This window comes from Flavobacterium sp. Sd200, from assembly GCF_009826935.1.
In the GTDB taxonomy this organism is placed as follows: domain Bacteria; phylum Bacteroidota; class Bacteroidia; order Flavobacteriales; family Flavobacteriaceae; genus Flavobacterium.
Map to the genome: position 1 here is coordinate 110,771 of NZ_WUMN01000005.1, position 18,656 is coordinate 129,426.

Sequence of the window (18,656 nt, forward strand, 5' to 3'; positions counted from 1 at the left end):
TTAAAAAATTACAAATAAACATAATATTTTGGTAACTTGCGTGTTTATAAATTGCTAAAAAAGATTGCGTTATCAAAAATAATTTTACCATCGGCTATATCGTTTTGCTATTGCTGTTTTGCGGTAGCATTGGCTATGCCCAAAATTTTACGTTACAGGCTACCCCAACTGAGGTAACGTGTAGTACTGCCGGTTCGCTTACTTTCTCTGTAGAAAATGCGATACCGGGCGTGCCTATAAACTATAATGTTTATATTTTACCGGACATTGCCAACCCTGTTGCACAAACTACAAACAACACTGTAACCGGTTTGAGTGCAGCAAACTATTATATTACGGCCACACAAAACAGTGGAGGCAATGAAGTTTCTGCTATAGCCCAAACAACCATAGAAGATAATTCTCAATTGGCATTTAGTATAATAAACACTACGCCTTTATGCCCCGCTGGGATAGGTTCATTTACTGTTAATGTAACCTCAGGAACACCTGCTACCTACGAAATTTTAGATTTACCCACATTGTTTCCTCCACAGGCATCGCCAGATTTTACAAATGTGCCACCCGGTTATTATGGGATAACTGTTACTGATATTTGTGGCAGTCAGGTTACCGAGTATCGTACAATTGCACAAGGTGATGTTTTTGGTGTTGGTGTTGCCAGAAAAATACCCGGCATGTATTTAAACTGCGAAGAAGAGGTTGAAACCAGCCTGCTTCTAATTGCCGACCCTGAAATGAATATGTCACCTATGCCTTATCCTCTTACAGTTGAATATACAGTACATCCTCCTGATGGCAGTGCTGATGTTGTGATAGAACAGGTTATAACATCGGGCGATATGTGGAGGGTAGAAGTAATCCAAACATTGCCTTATGCCATAAGAGGAGAGTATCTTGATGTAGACATTTGGGTAGAATATCCTTGTGGTAGAAGGCAACATACCGCTTTTGGATCACCACCGGGACAACCTAAAATTTATATTCCGGAAATGGAAGCTACAGGTAATAATATGCCTGCAGAATGTGCTCAAAAGTATTTAAATGTAGTAGTTGAAAATCTTACGCCACCATATACAATTACCTTTAATAGTTACCCTGAAAGCTTTGTACCTGAATTATACAACACTAACTATCCGGGGCCTTATACGGTAGACTCGATAGATTTTGGAAGCTACGATATGCCTGCCCCAAAAGGGTTTTACAGAGCCACTATTACCGATGCATGCGGAGCAACGAAAAATGTATTCTTTACATTAACGAGTGCACTTAACACAGAGTACTCATCGTATAACTACGACTGTGTAAACAACCTTGGAGGATTAAATGCTAATTTAATAGCTAATGATGGAGTAACAGAAGTTAACCTTACAACAGCTATTATGACAAGCGCACCTGAAAATTATGAATTTGAACCTAATTTACCTCTTGATGTAAGTGCTTTTATAAATAACGATAATGAACTTGAACTTACCGGACTTCCACCAGGAAACTATGGATTTAAACTTTCTGACCAATGTAATAATACTCTGACTCAAACCATACAGGTAAGACCATTTGTACCATCTGTTATGGTTGGAGATACCCGCCCCGATTGCACACCCGGATTTGGTACTGTAAAAATAGATACACATAATCCACCGCTTACAGGCGTACGTATTACAAGAGCTCCCGAAGGTTTTCCTTATGAACTGCCATACGATGTATCTTTTAATGTTACAGACGGCGTTTTTTACATGGATAATGTACCTGCAGGGTCGTATGCTTTTATGGGCATAGACGCATGTTATAATCCGGAGTTTCCGAGATACTATTCTGTAATAATTTCAGGTTATCAGGTTACAAGAAACAATCTTCAGGTTATACCGGGCTGCAACAGCTACGACATTATTCTGGATTATTTAAGTAATGCACCCGAAGAGAAGTTTTGGCTGCAAAAAAAAATAACACCGGGCAGTTGGGGACATCCCGTAACAGGAGAGCTTTATACAGAAGGTAGTGTACCCACCGCACAAAATGCAATGGCTGTAACGATCTCAGATACCATCTCAGCCAATGGATGGTCTGGCAATTATCGCATTTTAAGACATTATCAAACGTATGGTTCGGGAATTCCGGTAAAAGACTGTATGGCCCAATTACATACATTCGATTTATATCAGGGACTTCAGCTTTTAGAGACTAATATACTAAGCTGCCCGGACGACCCGGTAGACCTGGAGGTTGTAAGCAATGGAACTGCACCTGTTATATATACAATTACCCATAGGAATGGTATTCCGTACCTTATACAAAACGGCGAGAACAATATATTTACCGATCTTGAACCTGCTGTTTATACACTAAACATAACCGATTCGTGCGGTAGGTTTATAAACCCTAACATAGACATACAAGCCGCTACGCCGCTTATTGTGGTTAACGATCCCGGTGTTTTATTTGCGTGCGACGAGGCTAACGACGGTACAGATGTATTTAATCTGCCATCTCAAAATGCAGGAATATTAGGAACTCAGGATCCCAACGAATATACCGTTACATATCATATCACACAGGAAGATGCAGATGCAGGTACAGCAGCTTTACCTGACAGCTATACTACCGAGCCTAGAACTGTTTATGCCCGTGTAATTCGTAACGACACACCGGGTTGTTTTAAAACAATTGCTTTCGAACTGCAACTCTATGACACACCTGTATTAAATGTTGGCACTCCTGCAGCTTTTTGTCCGGGTCAAAGTGTTACTCTTAATGCACCAAGAGGATTTGTATCTTACAGATGGTCTAACGGCGTTACAACACCCGATAATACTGTGAGCGCAGAAGGTAACTATATATTGACTGTAACCAATGCCAATGGCTGCCAGGTATCTCAAACCATTGCTGTAATAGAGTCACCCGTACCGGAAATAGATAAAGTTGATATTGATGATTTTGGAGACAACAACAGTATTACCGTTACTATAAAACCAACAGCACAACCTATGTTTCCTGAATACTCGCTGGATGGGATTACTTTTCAGGAAAGCAATGTGTTTGAAAACCTTAGTACAGGCATATATACAGTCTATGTAAGAGATCAGTTTAGGTGTGGGTTTGACCATAAAACTGTTTACCTGCTCATGTATCCTAAATATTTCACTCCAAACGGAGACGGTGTTAACGATACATGGTTTATAAAATATTCTACCGCCGCAGAGCCTGGCTTAACAGTACAGATATATGACCGTTTTGGCAAACTTATAGAAGGGTTTAACTCAAACAGCCGTGGCTGGGATGGTACTCTCAATGGAACAAAACTTCCGGCGGATGATTACTGGTTTATGGTAAGAAGACAAAACGGAGAAGAATATCGCGGGCATTTCTCATTGATAAGATAGTGCACAGAAACTTTAAATTTTAGAGGGCGTATATAAAACTTAGGTTTATATACGCCCTCTAAAATTATTATTTAACCTTAATACTCCATTCAAAATCCATTTCAGATACTTTATCTCCCTGTTCATCTACCCCAATGCTCTTCATCCAGAAAGTTTGCCCCTCGCCCGTTGCAATAGCCTTTTCAATAGCGTTGGCAATAAGATGACCTTCATTGCAGGTAAAGGTTATTCTACCCTTAGCTTTTTTAGTAAAGCCTCCTTTATTATTAGCCACCAGCATCGATATTTTTTTACCGCTATTCTTTATATGATACATTACTAATGCACCAGTAGTAAGCTCTGCCGCCATAGCCTGCACTGCAAAGTACATAGAGCTAAAAGGGTTTTGATTTATCCAACGGTGCTTTACTGTAACTCTGCACTGTTGTGTAGATATTTGCTTTACCTTAACCCCCGTAAAATAGGCACTGGGCAGCTTTAGAAGCAAAAAAATGTTAAGTTTTAATGGCGTAAATTCCATAGAATTTGTTTTTAAAGCTAATATACAGCTTATTAAGCATATTTTAAAATGTTAAATTTTTGTTAAATATAAGTACTATGCGTTGCATACTACCATACAATAACCATATATTTGCATAGAATATTAATATAGATAAACACATACTATGGAAACCCCAGTAAATAAAACTACCGCAACTCTTTTACAGCTAAGTGCTTATGCGCAGTATTTTTTTCCGTTAGGCAATTTTATCTTTCCTGTATTGATATGGAGCGTAAAGAAAAACGACTCTAAATTTGTAGATTATAACGGCAAACAGGCCATCAACTTTCAGTTAAGCCTTCTAATTTATACGATAGTTTTATTTGCAATAGCAATTCCTGTTTTTGTATATAACCTGTTTAACATTGCCAAATTTAATTATGTAAACAGCTGTCATTGGGTTATTGAGCAATTCAATACAGGAAGTATTACAAATATGGCATTGGTAGGTATTATGGCAGCATTTTTATTTATAGTAATGAAAGTTGCCGAGTTCTTTCTGATATTATATGCCGCTGTTAAAAACACAAACGGAGAAAATTTTAATTATCCGCTAACTATAAAATTTATTAAATAACAAGTATATACAACCATTTACTAACACAATTCGTCTTTATTAATAAACCAAACAATCATCAATAATAAGCAGGCCTGTATCGGCACACAGGCGTAGAGTTCCTTCATCAATCAAATCAATCATCATCATCAATCCGCCGTCTGTTGTGCCGGCAGCAGGCAAAATCATCATCAATCATCAATTCATCAATCAAAAAACGAACAGTTATGAAACAATTTTTTATTGCAGCATTTGCAGGCCTCATCAGTCTGGGTGCACAGGCACAGATAACCGAAGCAAGAACTGCACAGGCAGTAACAGCCATAGAGGTTAAGAACGGCATTGAAGTAGTGTTTACACAAAGCGACACTTTAGGACTGAAAGTAACGACAGATAAAACTGTAAATTTGGCTAACATTGTAACAACATATAAAAACGGTACGCTTAAAATAACCCTGCGGGACAATGACGATCAGGCAATAACACAAACCGTAGCAAAAGTATTTGTATCTCAAAAAAATGTAACCCATTTTACAGCCTCTACAGGTGCAGCAATACGGGTTGCAGGCAAACTCAATTTGACAGAGGCAGATATTAATCTATCATCGGGTGCTACATTTAGTGCTATTTTATCTACAACCGGCAGGTGCAGTATAGAAGCACAATCGGGGGGTGGTTTTAGAGGCATTATTAACAGTAAAGATTTTCATGCCAAGATAGTTAATGGCGGATATATAAGAACAGGTGGCAGTACTGATACTGCAAAGATTACATGCAGCAGCGGATCATTAAATGCCGGGAAATTTATATGTCATGAAGCCACAATACAGGCACAAAAGGCATCGTCAGTAAGCATTTATGCAAACAGCTCTATTAAAACCGAGGTAGATGCCTCATCATCGGTTACCTATTATGGAGAACCAATTAAAACAGATTTTGGCAGCAATGCCTATGCTGTAAAAAGGGACAGCTATAAACTGAACCTAAATTAATTTTAAATTTTGAGAACCTATGAATATTGAGAACACCAAAGCCCAGATGCGTAAGGGCGTTTTGGAATTCTGTATCCTCTCTGTATTAAAAGAAAAGGACGCTTATACATCTGAAATACTCGACACGCTTAAAAATGCTAAGCTACTGGTAGTTGAGGGTACTGTTTACCCACTGCTGACACGCTTAAAGAACGATGGTTTTCTTACCTACAGATGGGAAGAATCTACATCGGGGCCACCAAGAAAATATTACGGGCTTACCGATGAAGGACATATATTTTTAAAAGAACTTAACAACACCTGGACAGAACTCTCTGACGCAGTAAACATAATAACCAGCCAAAAAGCATAGCCATGAACAAAACAGTAAGTATAAATTTAGGAGGTTTCTTTTTTCATATCGATGAAGATGCCTACCAAAAGCTTAATCGCTACTTTGATGCAATAAGGCAGTCGCTTACACCAGACGGACGCGATGAGATTATGGGCGATATTGAGTCCAGGATCGCAGAGCTTCTCAGCGAAAAGCTTAAGAACGAAAAACAGGTAGTAAGCCTTCGTGAGGTTGAAGATATTATTGCCGTAATGGGCCAGCCGGAAGACTATCGTATAGACGATGAAAAAAATGCTGAAAATACCGGAGCGAAAAGCAGTTCTAACTTTAATTATAATTATAACTACGGTTACACTAAAACCAGGAAATTTTTCAGGGATACCGACAATGGAATGGTTGGCGGTGTATGCGCAGGCCTTGGTCATTATTTTGGTATCGACCCATTATGGATAAGGATAATTGCAATACTATCTCTATTCCTGTCGTTTGGTACCAGCCTGCTTATTTACCTGTTGCTTATGGTGCTTATACCTAAGGCCATAACAACATCTGAAAAGCTTGAAATGACCGGCGAACCTATAAATATTTCTAACATTGAAAAAAAAGTTAAGGAAGAGTTTAGCAACCTTAGCGATAAAATAAACAGTGTAGATTATGATAAACTGGGCAATAATGTAAAAAACGGTGCCGAAAAAGTTGGCACGGGCATCAGCAAATTGGTTTTAGGCATTTTTAAAGTATTTGCAAAAATAATAGGAGCTATCATTACTGTGTTTAGCGCCCTTATACTGGGTGGTCTTTTAATAACTCTAATACTAATGCTGTTCTCCTCTACTATGGTTTCTCCTTCATGGTATCCATACGTACTGAGTTATAACTACACGAATGTTCCTATGTCTATATTGTGCCTCATAGGGTTCTTTTCGATCGGGATACCGTTATTTGTCTTGTTTCTTTTAGGTTTAAAAATACTGGTAGACAACCTAAAACCTATAGGCAATTTAACAAGGCTAACACTATTGGCATTATGGTTAATATCATTAGCCGCAGCAATTTATTTAATACTGCTTCAGTCATCTCAGTTTGGAGTTGAAGGCAAAATGGTTAACAAGCAGGAAATAAACCTGAAAGAAGGTGATGTACTGGAAATAAAGTTCAAAAATAACGAGTTCTTTTCTAAATCGTTGCGCCGTGATTATTCTGATTTCAAAATACAGCAGGACAGCTTTGGCAATGGGGTTATGTACAGCAACCGTATACATTTTCAGGTACTAAAGACAGATGAGGCAAAACCTTACGTACAAATTGAAAAAGTTGCTGAGGGAGCTTCAATCTCTGATGCAAGAAAAAGTGCCGAAAACATTAAGTACAACTTTAAAATTGAGGGAAATACACTAACATTAGACAATTACCTTATTATGGGTATTGTAGGTGCGAATGCCAAATATCATGCACAGCGTGTGGAAATATTTTTGTACCTTCCCGAAGAAACTTTGTTCAAACCTGATGGTAGCCTGAAAGACTATGACGACACTGACAATGAGTTTTTTGACCTGTGGTTTGACGGCGAAGACTATATATATAAAATGGGCAACACAAAGGTAGACTGCCTTAACTGTATAGAAATGGCTGAGGCAATGGATATACCGGAGCCACCGGAGCCGAACATGTCTGACGCTGAAATAGAAGCTATGGACAGGGAGCTTGAAGCCCAGGAAAAAGAGATAGAAGCCAAAAGCAGGGAGTTTGAACTAAAAATGAAGCGAAAAGCCAAAAAAGATCAGGAAAAGATATTACAAAAACTTGATGAGGCAACTAAGGAGTAATTAAATAAACTAAAGTCAACTACTATTATGATAAAACTTATTGTACAAATTTCGCAAATAATAATTACCATCATAGCAACACTGTTATTTGCTTCATGCGGTTTTAACACTAAAACCATAGATGGTAGCGGCAATGTTATAAAACAGGATCGAAAAATCGAAGGTGCTTTTACACAGGTTACTGCTGAGGGCGGCCTTGAGGTTTACATTGTTCAGGGCAGCACAAGCACTGTAGTTGTGGAGGCAGACGACAACCTGCAGCCGCACATTAAAACCGAGCTAAAAGGCAGCGAATTAAGAATATCTACCGATGTTAATATTGGTAATGCCGAAGCCCGTATGGTAACCGTAACTTTGCCCAAAATAGAAGCTCTTGTGGCAAATGGCGGCAGTACTTTAAAAAGCAAAACAATGCTAAAATCTGACGATATAGATCTTTCTTCGAGCAGTGGCAGCAATATTGAAGCTAGTGTAGATGCAAAAAATGTAAGCCTTGAAACCAGCAGTGGAGCATCTTTAAGGGTAAGCGGCAAAACCACCATGTTAAAAACCGAATCAAGTAGTGGCAGCTCTTTAAATGCCGAATCTTTATTAGCTAAAGATGTAAAAGCCGATGCCAGCAGCGGAAGCACAACAACGGTTAATGCATCTGAAAGCCTTAGTGCCGATGCCAGTAGCGGGAGTTCTATCAATTATGTAAACACACCTAAAAAACTTTCAGCAGAAGAAAATTCGGGAGGTAGTGTGAGCCAGGAATAAAATCAACGAACAAGGGCAGTCTAAAAAGACTGCCCTTGTTCGTTGATAAAGATAATTCAAAGTTTATTCTGCTGCCGGTGTTGAGGCACTTTTAGTAAACTCTACCTTTTTAGATTTTGGTATTTTGGCAATGCAGTAGGGCGTTGTTAAAACCATAATGGCCATATCTTGTGGCGCTGTAGTAATTATCTGTACAGTAGCAACATCATCTGTAAGATTAACAGCTCCTACATCAATACTGTATCCTCCTGTATTTTTTTGTCCCATAAAAAGAGCCACCACATTATTTGATTTAAAATCAATCTCAGGTACATCACTAAGATTAAGTTCAGAATAAAGTGCGTTCAATTGACTTTGAGAAGTAATTACATCATTGCCCTGCTTCTCTCTTCCTCCAATGCTTTCCTTTTTCAAAACATCAAAAGTTCCTTCTCCGCCAATTTGAGGAGCGGCCGTTTTGCATGCCGCAACAACTATGGCAAATAAACCTATTGCTAAAAATCGTTTCATACAAATTGCTGTTTTAAAGCCCTGCGGTAAATGTTTTCGTATAGCGGAATTATTTTTTGAATATCAAACTCCTGTGCTACCTTAAGGGCATTTTGTTTAAACTGTGCTAATTTTATATCGTCTGATAAAATTGAAACTGCCTTTTGCGCCATGCCTTCAACATCTCCTACATTGCCCATATAACCGGAATAACCATCACGGTTAACCTCCGGCAATCCTCCGGCATTTGTAGATATAACAGGCACACCCACAGCCATAGCTTCTAACGCTGCAAGACCAAAACTCTCGGTTTGCGACGGGAGTAAAAACAGATCAGAGAAACAAAGTATCTCATTAATTTCATGACTATTGCCAAAAAACACAACTTTATCAGTAATTCCAAGTTCATCAACGAGGCTTTCGGCGGCAGCTTTTTCTGGTCCATCCCCTACCATCATTAATCGGGATGGTACTGTTTTTTGTATCTCAAAAAATATCTTTATAACATCGGGTATGCGTTTTACAGGCCTGAAATTGCTTATATGCGTTATTATTTTTTGATTGTCTGTAGCCATCATGGAGCGCTTGCAGGGATTTCCGGCTAATTTATCCTGGCTAACCTCAATAAAATTAGGCACTACAAAAATTTCGCGTTTAATGTCGAACAAACGATAGGTATCATCTTTAAGATCTTGAGATACTGATGTCACTACGTCGCTATGGTTAATACTGAAACTTACAGCAGGCTTATAGAATGGGTGGTTACCCACAAGTGTAATATCTGTACCGTGAAGCGTAGTTACCATTGGTATGCGTATGCCCTGCTCTTTCAGCATTTTTTTGGCCATATAGCCTGCATAGGCGTGAGGTATTGCATAATGTACATGTAACAGTTCAATATTATGAAGCTTTACCATATCTACCAATTTGCTGCTCAACGCCAGCTCATAAGGCTGATAGTGAAACAACGGATATTCAGGAACGTGTACTTCGTGGTAATGTATATTTGGATTTAAGGTAGCTAAACGGACAGGCTGCCTGTAGGTTATAAAGTGTATTTCGTGTCCGCGGCGCGCCAGTTCTAAGCCTAATTCGGTAGCCACAACGCCGCTACCTCCAAAAGTGGGGTAACATACTAATGCAATTTTCATGATGTGTTGTAATAAAGTAACGAAATTAACGAAAAAAAACGGCCAAAACCGTTTTTAAAGTATAATTAACGTAATAATTGCCCCGTTAAATCAATGTCTTTTTAAGTTAGATTCATACAGCTCTACCCATTGCTGTACGGTCATTTTACTTACCAGTTGGGCTATTAATTCAAAAGGAATATTTTCAGGTTTTTTAAACCGGATACAGCTTTTACCCATATCAAGTTTTGTTTTTACATGATTAGGATATTCAGCCACAAACCAATCATGCAGTTTCTTATCGGCATATATGCCCATGTGGTAAAGGGCAATAAAATTCTTTTGGGAGGCAATCCCTAAAAAAGGCAATGGCTGTTCCGGGGTGCAATGGTAACCTGCCGGATAGGTTTCATGCGGAACAGACCATCCAAGCATACCATACCCCATACCTTCTTTGTAGCCTTGTGGCAAGTTAGCATTAATAATACTGCGAAGTTTTTGCATTGCCTCTCTTCTTTCGGCAGGCAACTCATCAAGGTATTTTTTGGGAGACAGAGCTGTAGATTGCATCACTATAATAATTTTACATCAAAAATAGGAAAAAGTAACACAAATCATTAAAGACAATAGAGTAACCAAACAAATGCATTGATAAATAATAATCTGCCTTGCAATCCATTATAATAGTTGAAAAAAAAATACCCTTTCCGTTTAGGAAAGGGTAAGTTTATTAATATTTGGTTTAAAAGAACCTTAGTAAACCACTTTTTTAGTTACTGTCTGGTTTGATTCTGTACCAACCTTTACAATAAGTACTTGCTGAGACATGCTGATACCTGATAAAGTAATTTCGTTATCATTGAATTTATCAGAAGTAAAAAGCAATCTGCCGTTAACATCAAATACGTTTACTGTTCGAACAGTTTCACCTAAAGATGATATAGTTAAAGCGCCATTTTGTTTATAAACCATTACCTCATTACCAGCAGCGTTTGGAGCGGCTGTTCTAAGGGCAAACCTTGCAGCTGCTGTAGTATTTGCTTCTATTGTATTAGAGTTTACGCTGGTATTACCTGCTACGGCTCTAACCCTGTAGTAGTATGTAGTGGCAGCGTTTAAGCCTGAAACTTCCTGAGAGGTGGCATTTACCAAAAGATCTTCATAGCCTGTTACAAATGATGGTGTCTGACCGGCATAGTTGTGTGCACCAAGAGATGTTACATCGTCCTGATCTAATACATCCCACTCTGTTTCAAGTGTAGGGAAGCCTGATACAGGGTTTACGGTTACACCTGCGTGTACTGTTGATTTTCTTACAAGAGTTTTATCTACTGTAGAGTGTGTAGCTGTAGACCATGCAGTACCCGGATCTTCGCCAATGTTTCCAAAAATGTCAACATTAGTTGCTGTAGATATTCTGTAAAGAACAATAGCATCGTCTCCGTTAAAGTTTACGGCAGCGTTAACAGTAGCAGTACCGGTATATATAGTAGCAGCACTGTTTCTTATTACAAGTACATCGTCGTTTTCTAATATACCGCTAAGCAATACATCATTTGTTGCAGTTGTATTTCCGTTAGCATATAGTCTTACCCTGTAGTCAGAAAGATCAACATCTGCACCTGTACCATTGTATATTTCAATGTATTTGTTAGATGCGCTTCCCTCAACATATTCAGAGAAGAAAAGATCTGTAGCAGCGGTAAGGTTACCAAACGTAGGCGACTCACTTACATCAAGCCTGTAGCTGTCGGCACCTGCAACAGCGTTCCAGTTTGCAGTAAAGCTAACAGAGTCTTCATCTGTAGCATCTATAGCAACAGGAGTACCTACAGACGGTGTAGTTATTGTAGTTTGTATACTGTATGAAATTCCGCCATCGTTAACAGAATAAGCCCTTACATAATAAACTGTACCAGATGAAAGGCCAGTTAAAGATATAGTGTAAGATCCTAAACCTGTTCCTGAAGTTTGGTTTAATACACCTGAGGCATTTAGTTGCGGGCTTGGAGTAAGGCCGTAAACTACACCTCTTTCTTCTACAGGGGTACATCCTTCTGTAGTAACTTCTGCAACAATTGAAGCAGTAGAAATGCTTAAGGCATCAGCCGAAGTAAGTGATACTGTAGAGCGTGTATTAACACCTGCACCTATAACATTTGCAGTAACATCGGCAGCGCCGCCACCCGCTACAGTCAAGGTATCGCTGTAAGTAATTGCATCTATTGGTTCAAAACGAACATATATATCTGCCAGAAGTGTTCCACCAGATTGTGCTAATGTTAGTGTAGGTGTATAAGTACCTTCTTCAGTTTCAGAGAATGTAAAACCGTCAACAGGGCCTACAGTAATATCGGCTGTTGTAAGATTATGTCCTGATATTGTTAGTAGAGCAGGAATACTTTCCTGATTGATACATATAGTGCCAAAACTTGCAAGTTCTGATAGTGTAAGTTCAGGAGCTGTACTGGCTAAAGTAGTTACAGATATTGTATTAGAATTATCTGAAACGCTGCTGCCAGCTGCTGCCCTAACCCTGTAATAGTAAGTAGTAGAATGGTTTAAACCATTTACAACCTGAAGTGTATCATTTACAGTAAGGTTTTCATAGCCTGAAAGATAAGATGAAGTAATACCTCCATAAGTATGGCTGCCTAAATGAGTTACATCGTCTATATTAAACACATCCCACTCTGTTTCCAGTGTAGGGAATCCGCTTGTTGGGTTAACGGTTACACCTGCAGATACACCCGGTTTTCTAACAAGGGTTTTATCAAGGGTCGTGTTAGAAGTACTTGTCCAGGCAACTCCCGGATCTTCGCCGATACGGCCAAAAATATCTACGTTAGAAGCCGTAGAAACTTTATAAAGTGCAATAGCATCGTCCCCGTTAAAGTTCACGGCAGCAACTACAGTAGCCGCACCTGTATAGGCAGAAGCAGTGTTGTTTTTAAGTACTATAGTGGCACCGTTAGCAATTGTTCCTGTAAGTGCCACATCGTTTGTAGGAGTGGCAGCACCATTAGCGTACAGTCTTACTTTATAATCTGTAAGGTTTATTGCAGCACCTGTGCCGTTATATATTTCAAGATATTTGTTTGTACCTGATCCTTCTACATATTCTGAAAAGAAAAGATCTGTTGTTGGAGATGAGTTAACAAATGTAGGCGACTCACTTACATCAAGCCTGTAGCTATCGGCACCTGCAACAGTTGTCCATCTCGCAGTAAAGCTATTGGTTGTAACAGCAGTAGCCAAAGCAGCCACAGGAGCAGTTAAAACAGTTGGAGCGCCCCATGACAGCGATACGTTATCAAGTGCAATACCGTCACGGCTGCCGGAACCGCCAAGCTCTGTATAGCTCCAACGTATCCATACTGTGCCTGCTGTATTATCTACCGAAGAAAGATCTATGTTTACATAAGGCGTAACCGTACCTTCTGCAATTGTACCCGATGCATAGGCTCCACCCACTACAGCTGTATAGCCCGTAGTAGCCGATGTAGTACTAACTTCAAGGTTAAAAGAGTTGCTTCTGCCCTGCTCTCTAATTTTAATAACATCATAAGACAGAGACAATCCTGCTTTACCTGTGGTGTTTGAAATAGCAAGAACGATAGATGATGTAGAAAAAGCACTGCCTGAGCCAAGAATACCTATTTTTGATCCATAATTGTAGTTAGCCCCGGCTGTAGATGTACCCGTACCTACGGTCATGGCATTATCTGCCGTAGTACCGTTGTAAGATACCCAACCTGCCGGATATGTTGTGCCTGCAGCACCCGGAGTGGTATCAAAATTTTCTGAAAAAGGAGAAGTTGCAGGTAACGAAACCTGTCCCCATGACGCTGTTGCAGCCATAAATAATGACATCGAAAAGGCATTACGTAACGCCTTGCGTAAGAATGTTTTCATAAGTAATAATTTGTTGGAATTTATTGTTATGCAATTGCTTAACAAACTTAGCCAACAAATTTTCCCCCTACACTTAAACAAGGTTGTGTTAATGTAAGTGTATAATTATACTTTCTTAAGCTAAAAGTTATGAATTTAAAACCTTCGTAAATTTACAGACAACAATCTGTAAATTAACCAAATACTAATTTTTATTAAGTATATAATAACTTATTTATTCAAATAAGGCATACTAATGTTAACAAAACTTTTTACAGTAAGGATTGGCACCGAAGACTTTTCTTTTAATTCTATATAGTTATAATAAATTGCTGTTCAATTATTTAAAATCATTGACATTATAGTTTTCCTTTAAAAAGCTCAATACGTCTTTAGGATTTCGAACCAAAAGGGCTTCCAGGTTTGTACTTTCCCCATTTAATTCTCCCTGAGCAACTGCGGCTGCAAAACCTGCAAGCATTAAAACCATTTTTCTTGGAGTACCATTGCCTACAGCACCATCAATATATCTGTCGTAATTGGCATTGGTATATTTTATTTCCCTATCTATAATTTTTGATAGAAAACCAGCTATTTCTGCAAATGTTACTCCATTGGCACACAAATCATAAGTTTTGTTTTTATGGCTGTCAGAAACCAGTATGGCAGCAGCGGCTTCGGCCAGGTCATTTCTTAATGTAAACGCTACCCTCCCCTCTCCGGCAGGTAAAAATATTCCTTTTGTAAGCACGTCAGTTCCTAAAAAGGTGGGTAACAGATCCATATACAAACCATTCCTTAAAATGGTATATCGCATTCCGCTCTTTTTAATAGCATTCTCAGTTTCCAAGTGCGAATTCACCACAAACTTAATAGGAGAATCCGGCCTGTCGGTTTTGTGCAACTGGCTTGTATATACAATATGGTTTACCCCTGCCTTTTTTGCCGCTTTTACCACCTGCTTATGTTGCCTTCCTCTGTTAGTGGTTGTAGTACCCGAAACAAACAGAAGTTTCTCTATTCCATCAAAAGCCGTAAAAAGCGAATCATAATCATCATAGTCTCCATAAACAGTTGTTATGCCAAGCCTTTCCAAATGATTAATTTTTGTGGTATCTCTTGCCATTGCACATATAAGGTTGGTTTTTACCCCCATTTTAATCATAGTATCAATAACTGCTTTGCCATATTCTCCGGTCGCGCCTGTAATAAGTATTTTTTCCATTTTAAATTAAAACAATTTGATAATTAAAAATGCCGACATGCTGATTGCACATGCCGGCATTCAACCCAAAAACAAATTATGAAACCCCTATTTATTGTATAACATAATCTCTTGTATCTACCTCGGCAAGCCTGAAATAGCCAAAAGCAAAATTGTTAAAGTTTGACTGGTTTACAATATTGCCACGAACTACTGAAGGTGTTGGAGGCCATGGCCCGGTATCTCCGCCCGAAGCAATAATAAGCTTGTTCATGTATTGATAATAACGTTCTGATATTCCGTAGAGCCTGATGTTTACAAGATCGCCGGGTTTCAAATCTTCGTGCGAATAGTATTCAGGAGTCATGTTGCCCTGGCTGTTCTCGTCATCTTCAATAGAAAGTTCCGGAAATGCCGAACGTGGCGAACTTATATTAAAAAGGTAATAGTTTGTGGCAGCCGGATCGTCCTGATAATAAAATGTAATTTCTATTTCATCGCCTCCCATACCACCTTCATTGTCCTGCTCAATAGTTTCTTCAATGTTTGGAGTGGCTGTTAGGGTTTCGGTTGCAGTGTATGTTTCTCCGTTTAAAATAATAACCATTTGATAGGTTTCACCAACTACCGGTATAAAGTTGGTACAAATATATTCTCCTGTTTCAGGGGTTTCAGTAAAAGTAAACACATTACCTGCACTGTTGGTTACGGTTATATTTGCACCCGATACTGTTGGAAAATCGGGGCTATAATAACCTGTAGTGGTTGACAGCACTATTTTTTGTTCGTTGCCTGGTGTGCCTTTAACCCAGTCTATAGAAGCATCTATAACCAGTCTTGGCGCGGCAGTATCCAGGTCTACGGTAATTACATCTTCGCACGAAATCATTGAAGATCCTATTATCAGCAGCAATATCATTTTATATATTTTCATATTTGATCTTTTTAATTTAAACAGTGGTTCTTTTAAAATTTAAAGTTGTAGGTTACGCTTGGCATAATGCCGAATATAGACATCCTCCTCGCCTCGTTTGCTCCGGTATCCTGATTTTGCCCAAAGGTGTATGAAGCGGCGTTGTTTCGTGCATAAGCATTGTAAATACTAAACACCCACTCTCCCTGCCAGCCTTTATCTTTGTCAGGCTTTGGAATGTATGTAGCCGAAAGGTCTAAATGGTGATAGGCCGAAAGGTTGTCGGCATTTCTGGTACCATAATTGGCAACCGTTATGCCCTGATACCTGTATTTTCCGTCAGGAAAGGTTGCTGCTTTGCCACTCTGGAATGTAAAAATGCCTCCGAAAGACCATTTTTTGTTGAACTGGTAAGCCCCTGTAACTGAAAGGTTGTGGGTTTTGTCGTAATTGGCACGATACCAATCTCCGTTATTAATTCCCGGGCCACCGGCTATACCTCCCGGTGTGCGCTGTTCTGCCCTCGATAACGTATAAGAAACCCATCCGGTAAGTTTGCCTGTGTTCTTTTTAAGCATTAGTTCAAGCCCGTAAGCACGCCCCTCTCCATTTAGCATTACCCTTTCAATAGCTTTATTGGCAATAAGATCGGCACCATCAATATAATCAGATTTATTTTTTAACTTCTTATAAAATACTTCCGCTTCAAGCGAATATTTGTCATCTTTAAAGTTCCTGAAATAACCTGCCGCCACCTGATCCAGTATTTGTGGTTTTAAATACTGGTCGCTTGGTGCCCATACATCGAGCGGTGTTGCCGATGCTGTATTCGATATAAGGTGTATGTACTGGCTCATACGGTTATAGCTTGCCTTTATCGATTGGTTATCGTCAAGGGCATACGAAACTCCAAATCTTGGTTCGAAGTTGTCGAATCCTACAATCTTTTTATTGGAACCGTATTTTTTCGTACCAATAATATCTGCCTCTTCATATACCTGGAACTCCTGATTAAAAACCACCGGCTGATTGTTGGCATATATATTTCTGGTTTCTTCACCAAGCCTTAAAAAATTGCTGTAACGCAGTCCATAGGTCATCGAAAGCTTATCGGTAAACTTATGTTCTGCACTTATATAAGCAGCATTTTCCCATGCATATTTTTTTTCAAGCTGCTCAGGGTTTACACTCGACGTTCCGGCAAATGGTGTAATGGTTCCGGGGTTAAAGTTGTAGTAAATGGAATTGATACCGTAGTTAAGCACAAAATTGTTAGATACATAGTGCTTAAAATCATATTTAAAGTTATAGTTTTTAATTTCGGTTATGCCGTTAAGCCCGGCAAACTTTATCCTGATGCCATAATCGTAATCGCTGTAAATGGCAGATGCATTAGAAAAAAGCTTATCTGAAAAAATATGGTTCCAACGCACATTTATAAACGTGTTGCTGTAATCGTTTATAAGCGCATCGTTAAAATTCATATAGTCATAACCATAATAACCGGAAATAAAGAGGCTATTATTTTGGTTGAGCTTATAGTTTAGCTTAGCATTAAAGTCGTAGAAGTAAACCGAGTTTGGTTCATCGGCCAGTTTCAGGAAAAGATGCATGTAAGAGCCGCGGCCTGCTACCACAAAAGAGCTTTTTTCTTTTTGTATAGGTCCCTCTACCAAAAGACGGCTCGATACAAGCCCAAGCCCTCCTGTAACATGATATTCTTTATTGTTACCCTCTTTTTGGTAAATATCCAGTACAGACGATACCCTTCCTCCAAAATTAGCAGGGATGCCGCCCTTATAGAGTTTAAGATCTTTTATAACATCTGAATTGAAAACAGAGAAAAACCCAAACAGGTGCGATGTGTTGTACACAACAGCCTCATCTAAAAGCACAAGGTTACCATCTACAGAGCCACCCCTAACGTTAAAACCCGATGCACCTTCCTGGGCTGTAGTTACTCCCGGCAGTTGCAATATCGATTTTAAAACATCTACTTCGCCCAAAACAGCCGGCATTTTTTTTATGGTGGCAATAGAGAGTTTGTTTACGCTCATTTCGGGCTTGCGAATGTTAGCTTTAGTAGCGTTAGATGTAATTACTACCTCTTCTAACTGCTTGCTGTTCTCGGCCATTGCAAAATCCCGCTTTGTATTTGCCTGTAAAGAGACCATTTCCTGCACATCAGTAAATCCCATATAGCTTATGATAATAGTATAATCACCTTTTGGAAGCGTAACCGAATAAAAACCATAAGAGTTGGTTGTGAGCGACACATTAGCCTCAGGAATATAAATGCTTACCCCAATAAGCGTTTCGTTGTTAGACTTGTCTGCAATGGTTCCGCTCAATGTAGCCTTTTCCTGAGAGAGGGCACTGAGGACTGCGCCAAAGACCATTAGTAATGCAAAAACGATTTTCTTCTCCATATTTAATAATTTGCGTTAAAAGTTAAATCCGGAGCTAAACTAAATTTTTACAAAAGCCTTATTTTATATAATATACCAAACAGACTATTTACTATATTAAAATGCATATTGTCACTACTAAATAAATTTGCTGCTTTGGTTTAGTCATAAACAATACAGGACTTAAATCACAGACTTTTATAATGTACATTTAGCAGCTAATTTGGTAT

General features: G+C 39.0%; 15 protein-coding genes. 6 read left to right on the top strand and 9 right to left on the bottom strand.

All coding sequences use genetic code 11. From position 1 onward, the window contains the following. Nucleotides 1-110: 110 nt before the first annotated feature. Nucleotides 111-3,380: a T9SS type B sorting domain-containing protein gene (locus tag GR160_RS14095; protein ID WP_160750531.1), complete on the top strand. Its 3,270-nt coding sequence runs from the start codon at nt 111-113 to the stop codon at nt 3,378-3,380. A gap of 67 nt (nt 3,381-3,447) precedes the next feature. On the opposite strand, the gene GR160_RS14100 is transcribed toward GR160_RS14095, so the two are convergent. Continuing rightward, on the bottom strand, nt 3,448-3,900 hold the full coding sequence (locus GR160_RS14100) for a DUF4442 domain-containing protein (protein ID WP_160750532.1): 453 nt from the start codon (nt 3,898-3,900) through the stop codon (nt 3,448-3,450). A gap of 145 nt (nt 3,901-4,045) precedes the next feature. On the opposite strand from GR160_RS14100, the gene GR160_RS14105 reads away from it, so the two are divergent. Continuing rightward, a complete protein-coding gene (locus tag GR160_RS14105; protein WP_160750533.1) occupies nt 4,046-4,498 on the top strand; it encodes a DUF4870 domain-containing protein in 453 nt (150 codons plus the stop codon). Nucleotides 4,499-4,537: 39 nt separating this feature from the next. Here GR160_RS14105 and GR160_RS19505 read toward each other — a convergent pair whose 3' ends face one another. Next, on the bottom strand, nt 4,538-4,669 hold the full coding sequence (locus GR160_RS19505) for a hypothetical protein (protein WP_255478524.1): 132 nt from the start codon (nt 4,667-4,669) through the stop codon (nt 4,538-4,540). A 35-nt stretch (nt 4,670-4,704) separates the two neighbouring features. Here GR160_RS19505 and GR160_RS14110 point away from each other — a divergent pair, with 35 nt between their 5' ends. Genes GR160_RS14110 through GR160_RS14125 form a run of 4 tightly spaced genes read left to right on the top strand, consistent with a single transcriptional unit; the run spans nt 4,705 to nt 8,388 of the window. Then, nucleotides 4,705-5,469, top strand: coding sequence for a GIN domain-containing protein (locus tag GR160_RS14110; protein WP_160750534.1), 765 nt, complete (start codon nt 4,705-4,707; stop codon nt 5,467-5,469). 19 nt (nt 5,470-5,488) lie between these two features. Further along, nucleotides 5,489-5,821, top strand: coding sequence for a PadR family transcriptional regulator (locus GR160_RS14115; protein ID WP_160750535.1), 333 nt, complete (start codon nt 5,489-5,491; stop codon nt 5,819-5,821). Between the two features lie 2 nt (nt 5,822-5,823). Further along, nucleotides 5,824-7,629 carry a PspC domain-containing protein gene (locus tag GR160_RS14120; RefSeq protein WP_160750536.1) on the top strand — a complete coding sequence of 602 codons (1,806 nt, stop codon included), beginning with the start codon at nt 5,824-5,826 and terminating at the stop codon, nt 7,627-7,629. Nucleotides 7,630-7,656: 27 nt separating this feature from the next. After that, a complete protein-coding gene (locus GR160_RS14125; protein ID WP_160750537.1) occupies nt 7,657-8,388 on the top strand; it encodes a head GIN domain-containing protein in 732 nt (243 codons plus the stop codon). 63 nt (nt 8,389-8,451) lie between these two features. Here the strand turns inward: GR160_RS14125 and GR160_RS14130 are convergent, their stop codons facing one another. The 7 genes from GR160_RS14130 to GR160_RS14160 all read right to left on the bottom strand — a co-directional run bounded on the left by GR160_RS14130 (nt 8,452) and on the right by GR160_RS14160 (nt 18,447). Further along, nucleotides 8,452-8,898, bottom strand: coding sequence for a protease complex subunit PrcB family protein (locus GR160_RS14130; RefSeq protein WP_160750538.1), 447 nt, complete (start codon nt 8,896-8,898; stop codon nt 8,452-8,454). Beyond that, nucleotides 8,895-10,028: an N-acetyl-alpha-D-glucosaminyl L-malate synthase BshA gene (bshA, locus tag GR160_RS14135; RefSeq protein ID WP_160750539.1), complete on the bottom strand. Its 1,134-nt coding sequence runs from the start codon at nt 10,026-10,028 to the stop codon at nt 8,895-8,897. The genes GR160_RS14130 and bshA overlap by 4 nt, the downstream gene beginning before the upstream one ends. 90 nt (nt 10,029-10,118) lie before the next feature. Next, nucleotides 10,119-10,577 (bottom strand): DUF1801 domain-containing protein, encoded by a 459-nt coding sequence (locus tag GR160_RS14140; protein ID WP_160750540.1) that lies wholly within the window; start codon nt 10,575-10,577, stop codon nt 10,119-10,121. Between the two features lie 183 nt (nt 10,578-10,760). Further along, the gene (locus GR160_RS14145; RefSeq protein ID WP_160750541.1) at nt 10,761-13,922 is read right to left on the bottom strand and encodes a lamin tail domain-containing protein; all 3,162 of its coding nucleotides are present in this window, start codon (nt 13,920-13,922) and stop codon (nt 10,761-10,763) included. A 319-nt stretch (nt 13,923-14,241) separates the two neighbouring features. Next, nucleotides 14,242-15,126 carry an SDR family oxidoreductase gene (locus GR160_RS14150; RefSeq protein ID WP_160750542.1) on the bottom strand — a complete coding sequence of 295 codons (885 nt, stop codon included), beginning with the start codon at nt 15,124-15,126 and terminating at the stop codon, nt 14,242-14,244. 91 nt (nt 15,127-15,217) lie between these two features. After that, complete coding sequence (locus tag GR160_RS14155; RefSeq protein ID WP_160750543.1) at nt 15,218-16,039, bottom strand: DUF4249 domain-containing protein; 822 nt, start codon at nt 16,037-16,039, stop codon at nt 15,218-15,220. Between the two features lie 32 nt (nt 16,040-16,071). Continuing rightward, the gene (locus GR160_RS14160) at nt 16,072-18,447 is read right to left on the bottom strand and encodes a TonB-dependent receptor (protein ID WP_160750544.1); all 2,376 of its coding nucleotides are present in this window, start codon (nt 18,445-18,447) and stop codon (nt 16,072-16,074) included. Nucleotides 18,448-18,656: the final 209 nt, after the last annotated feature.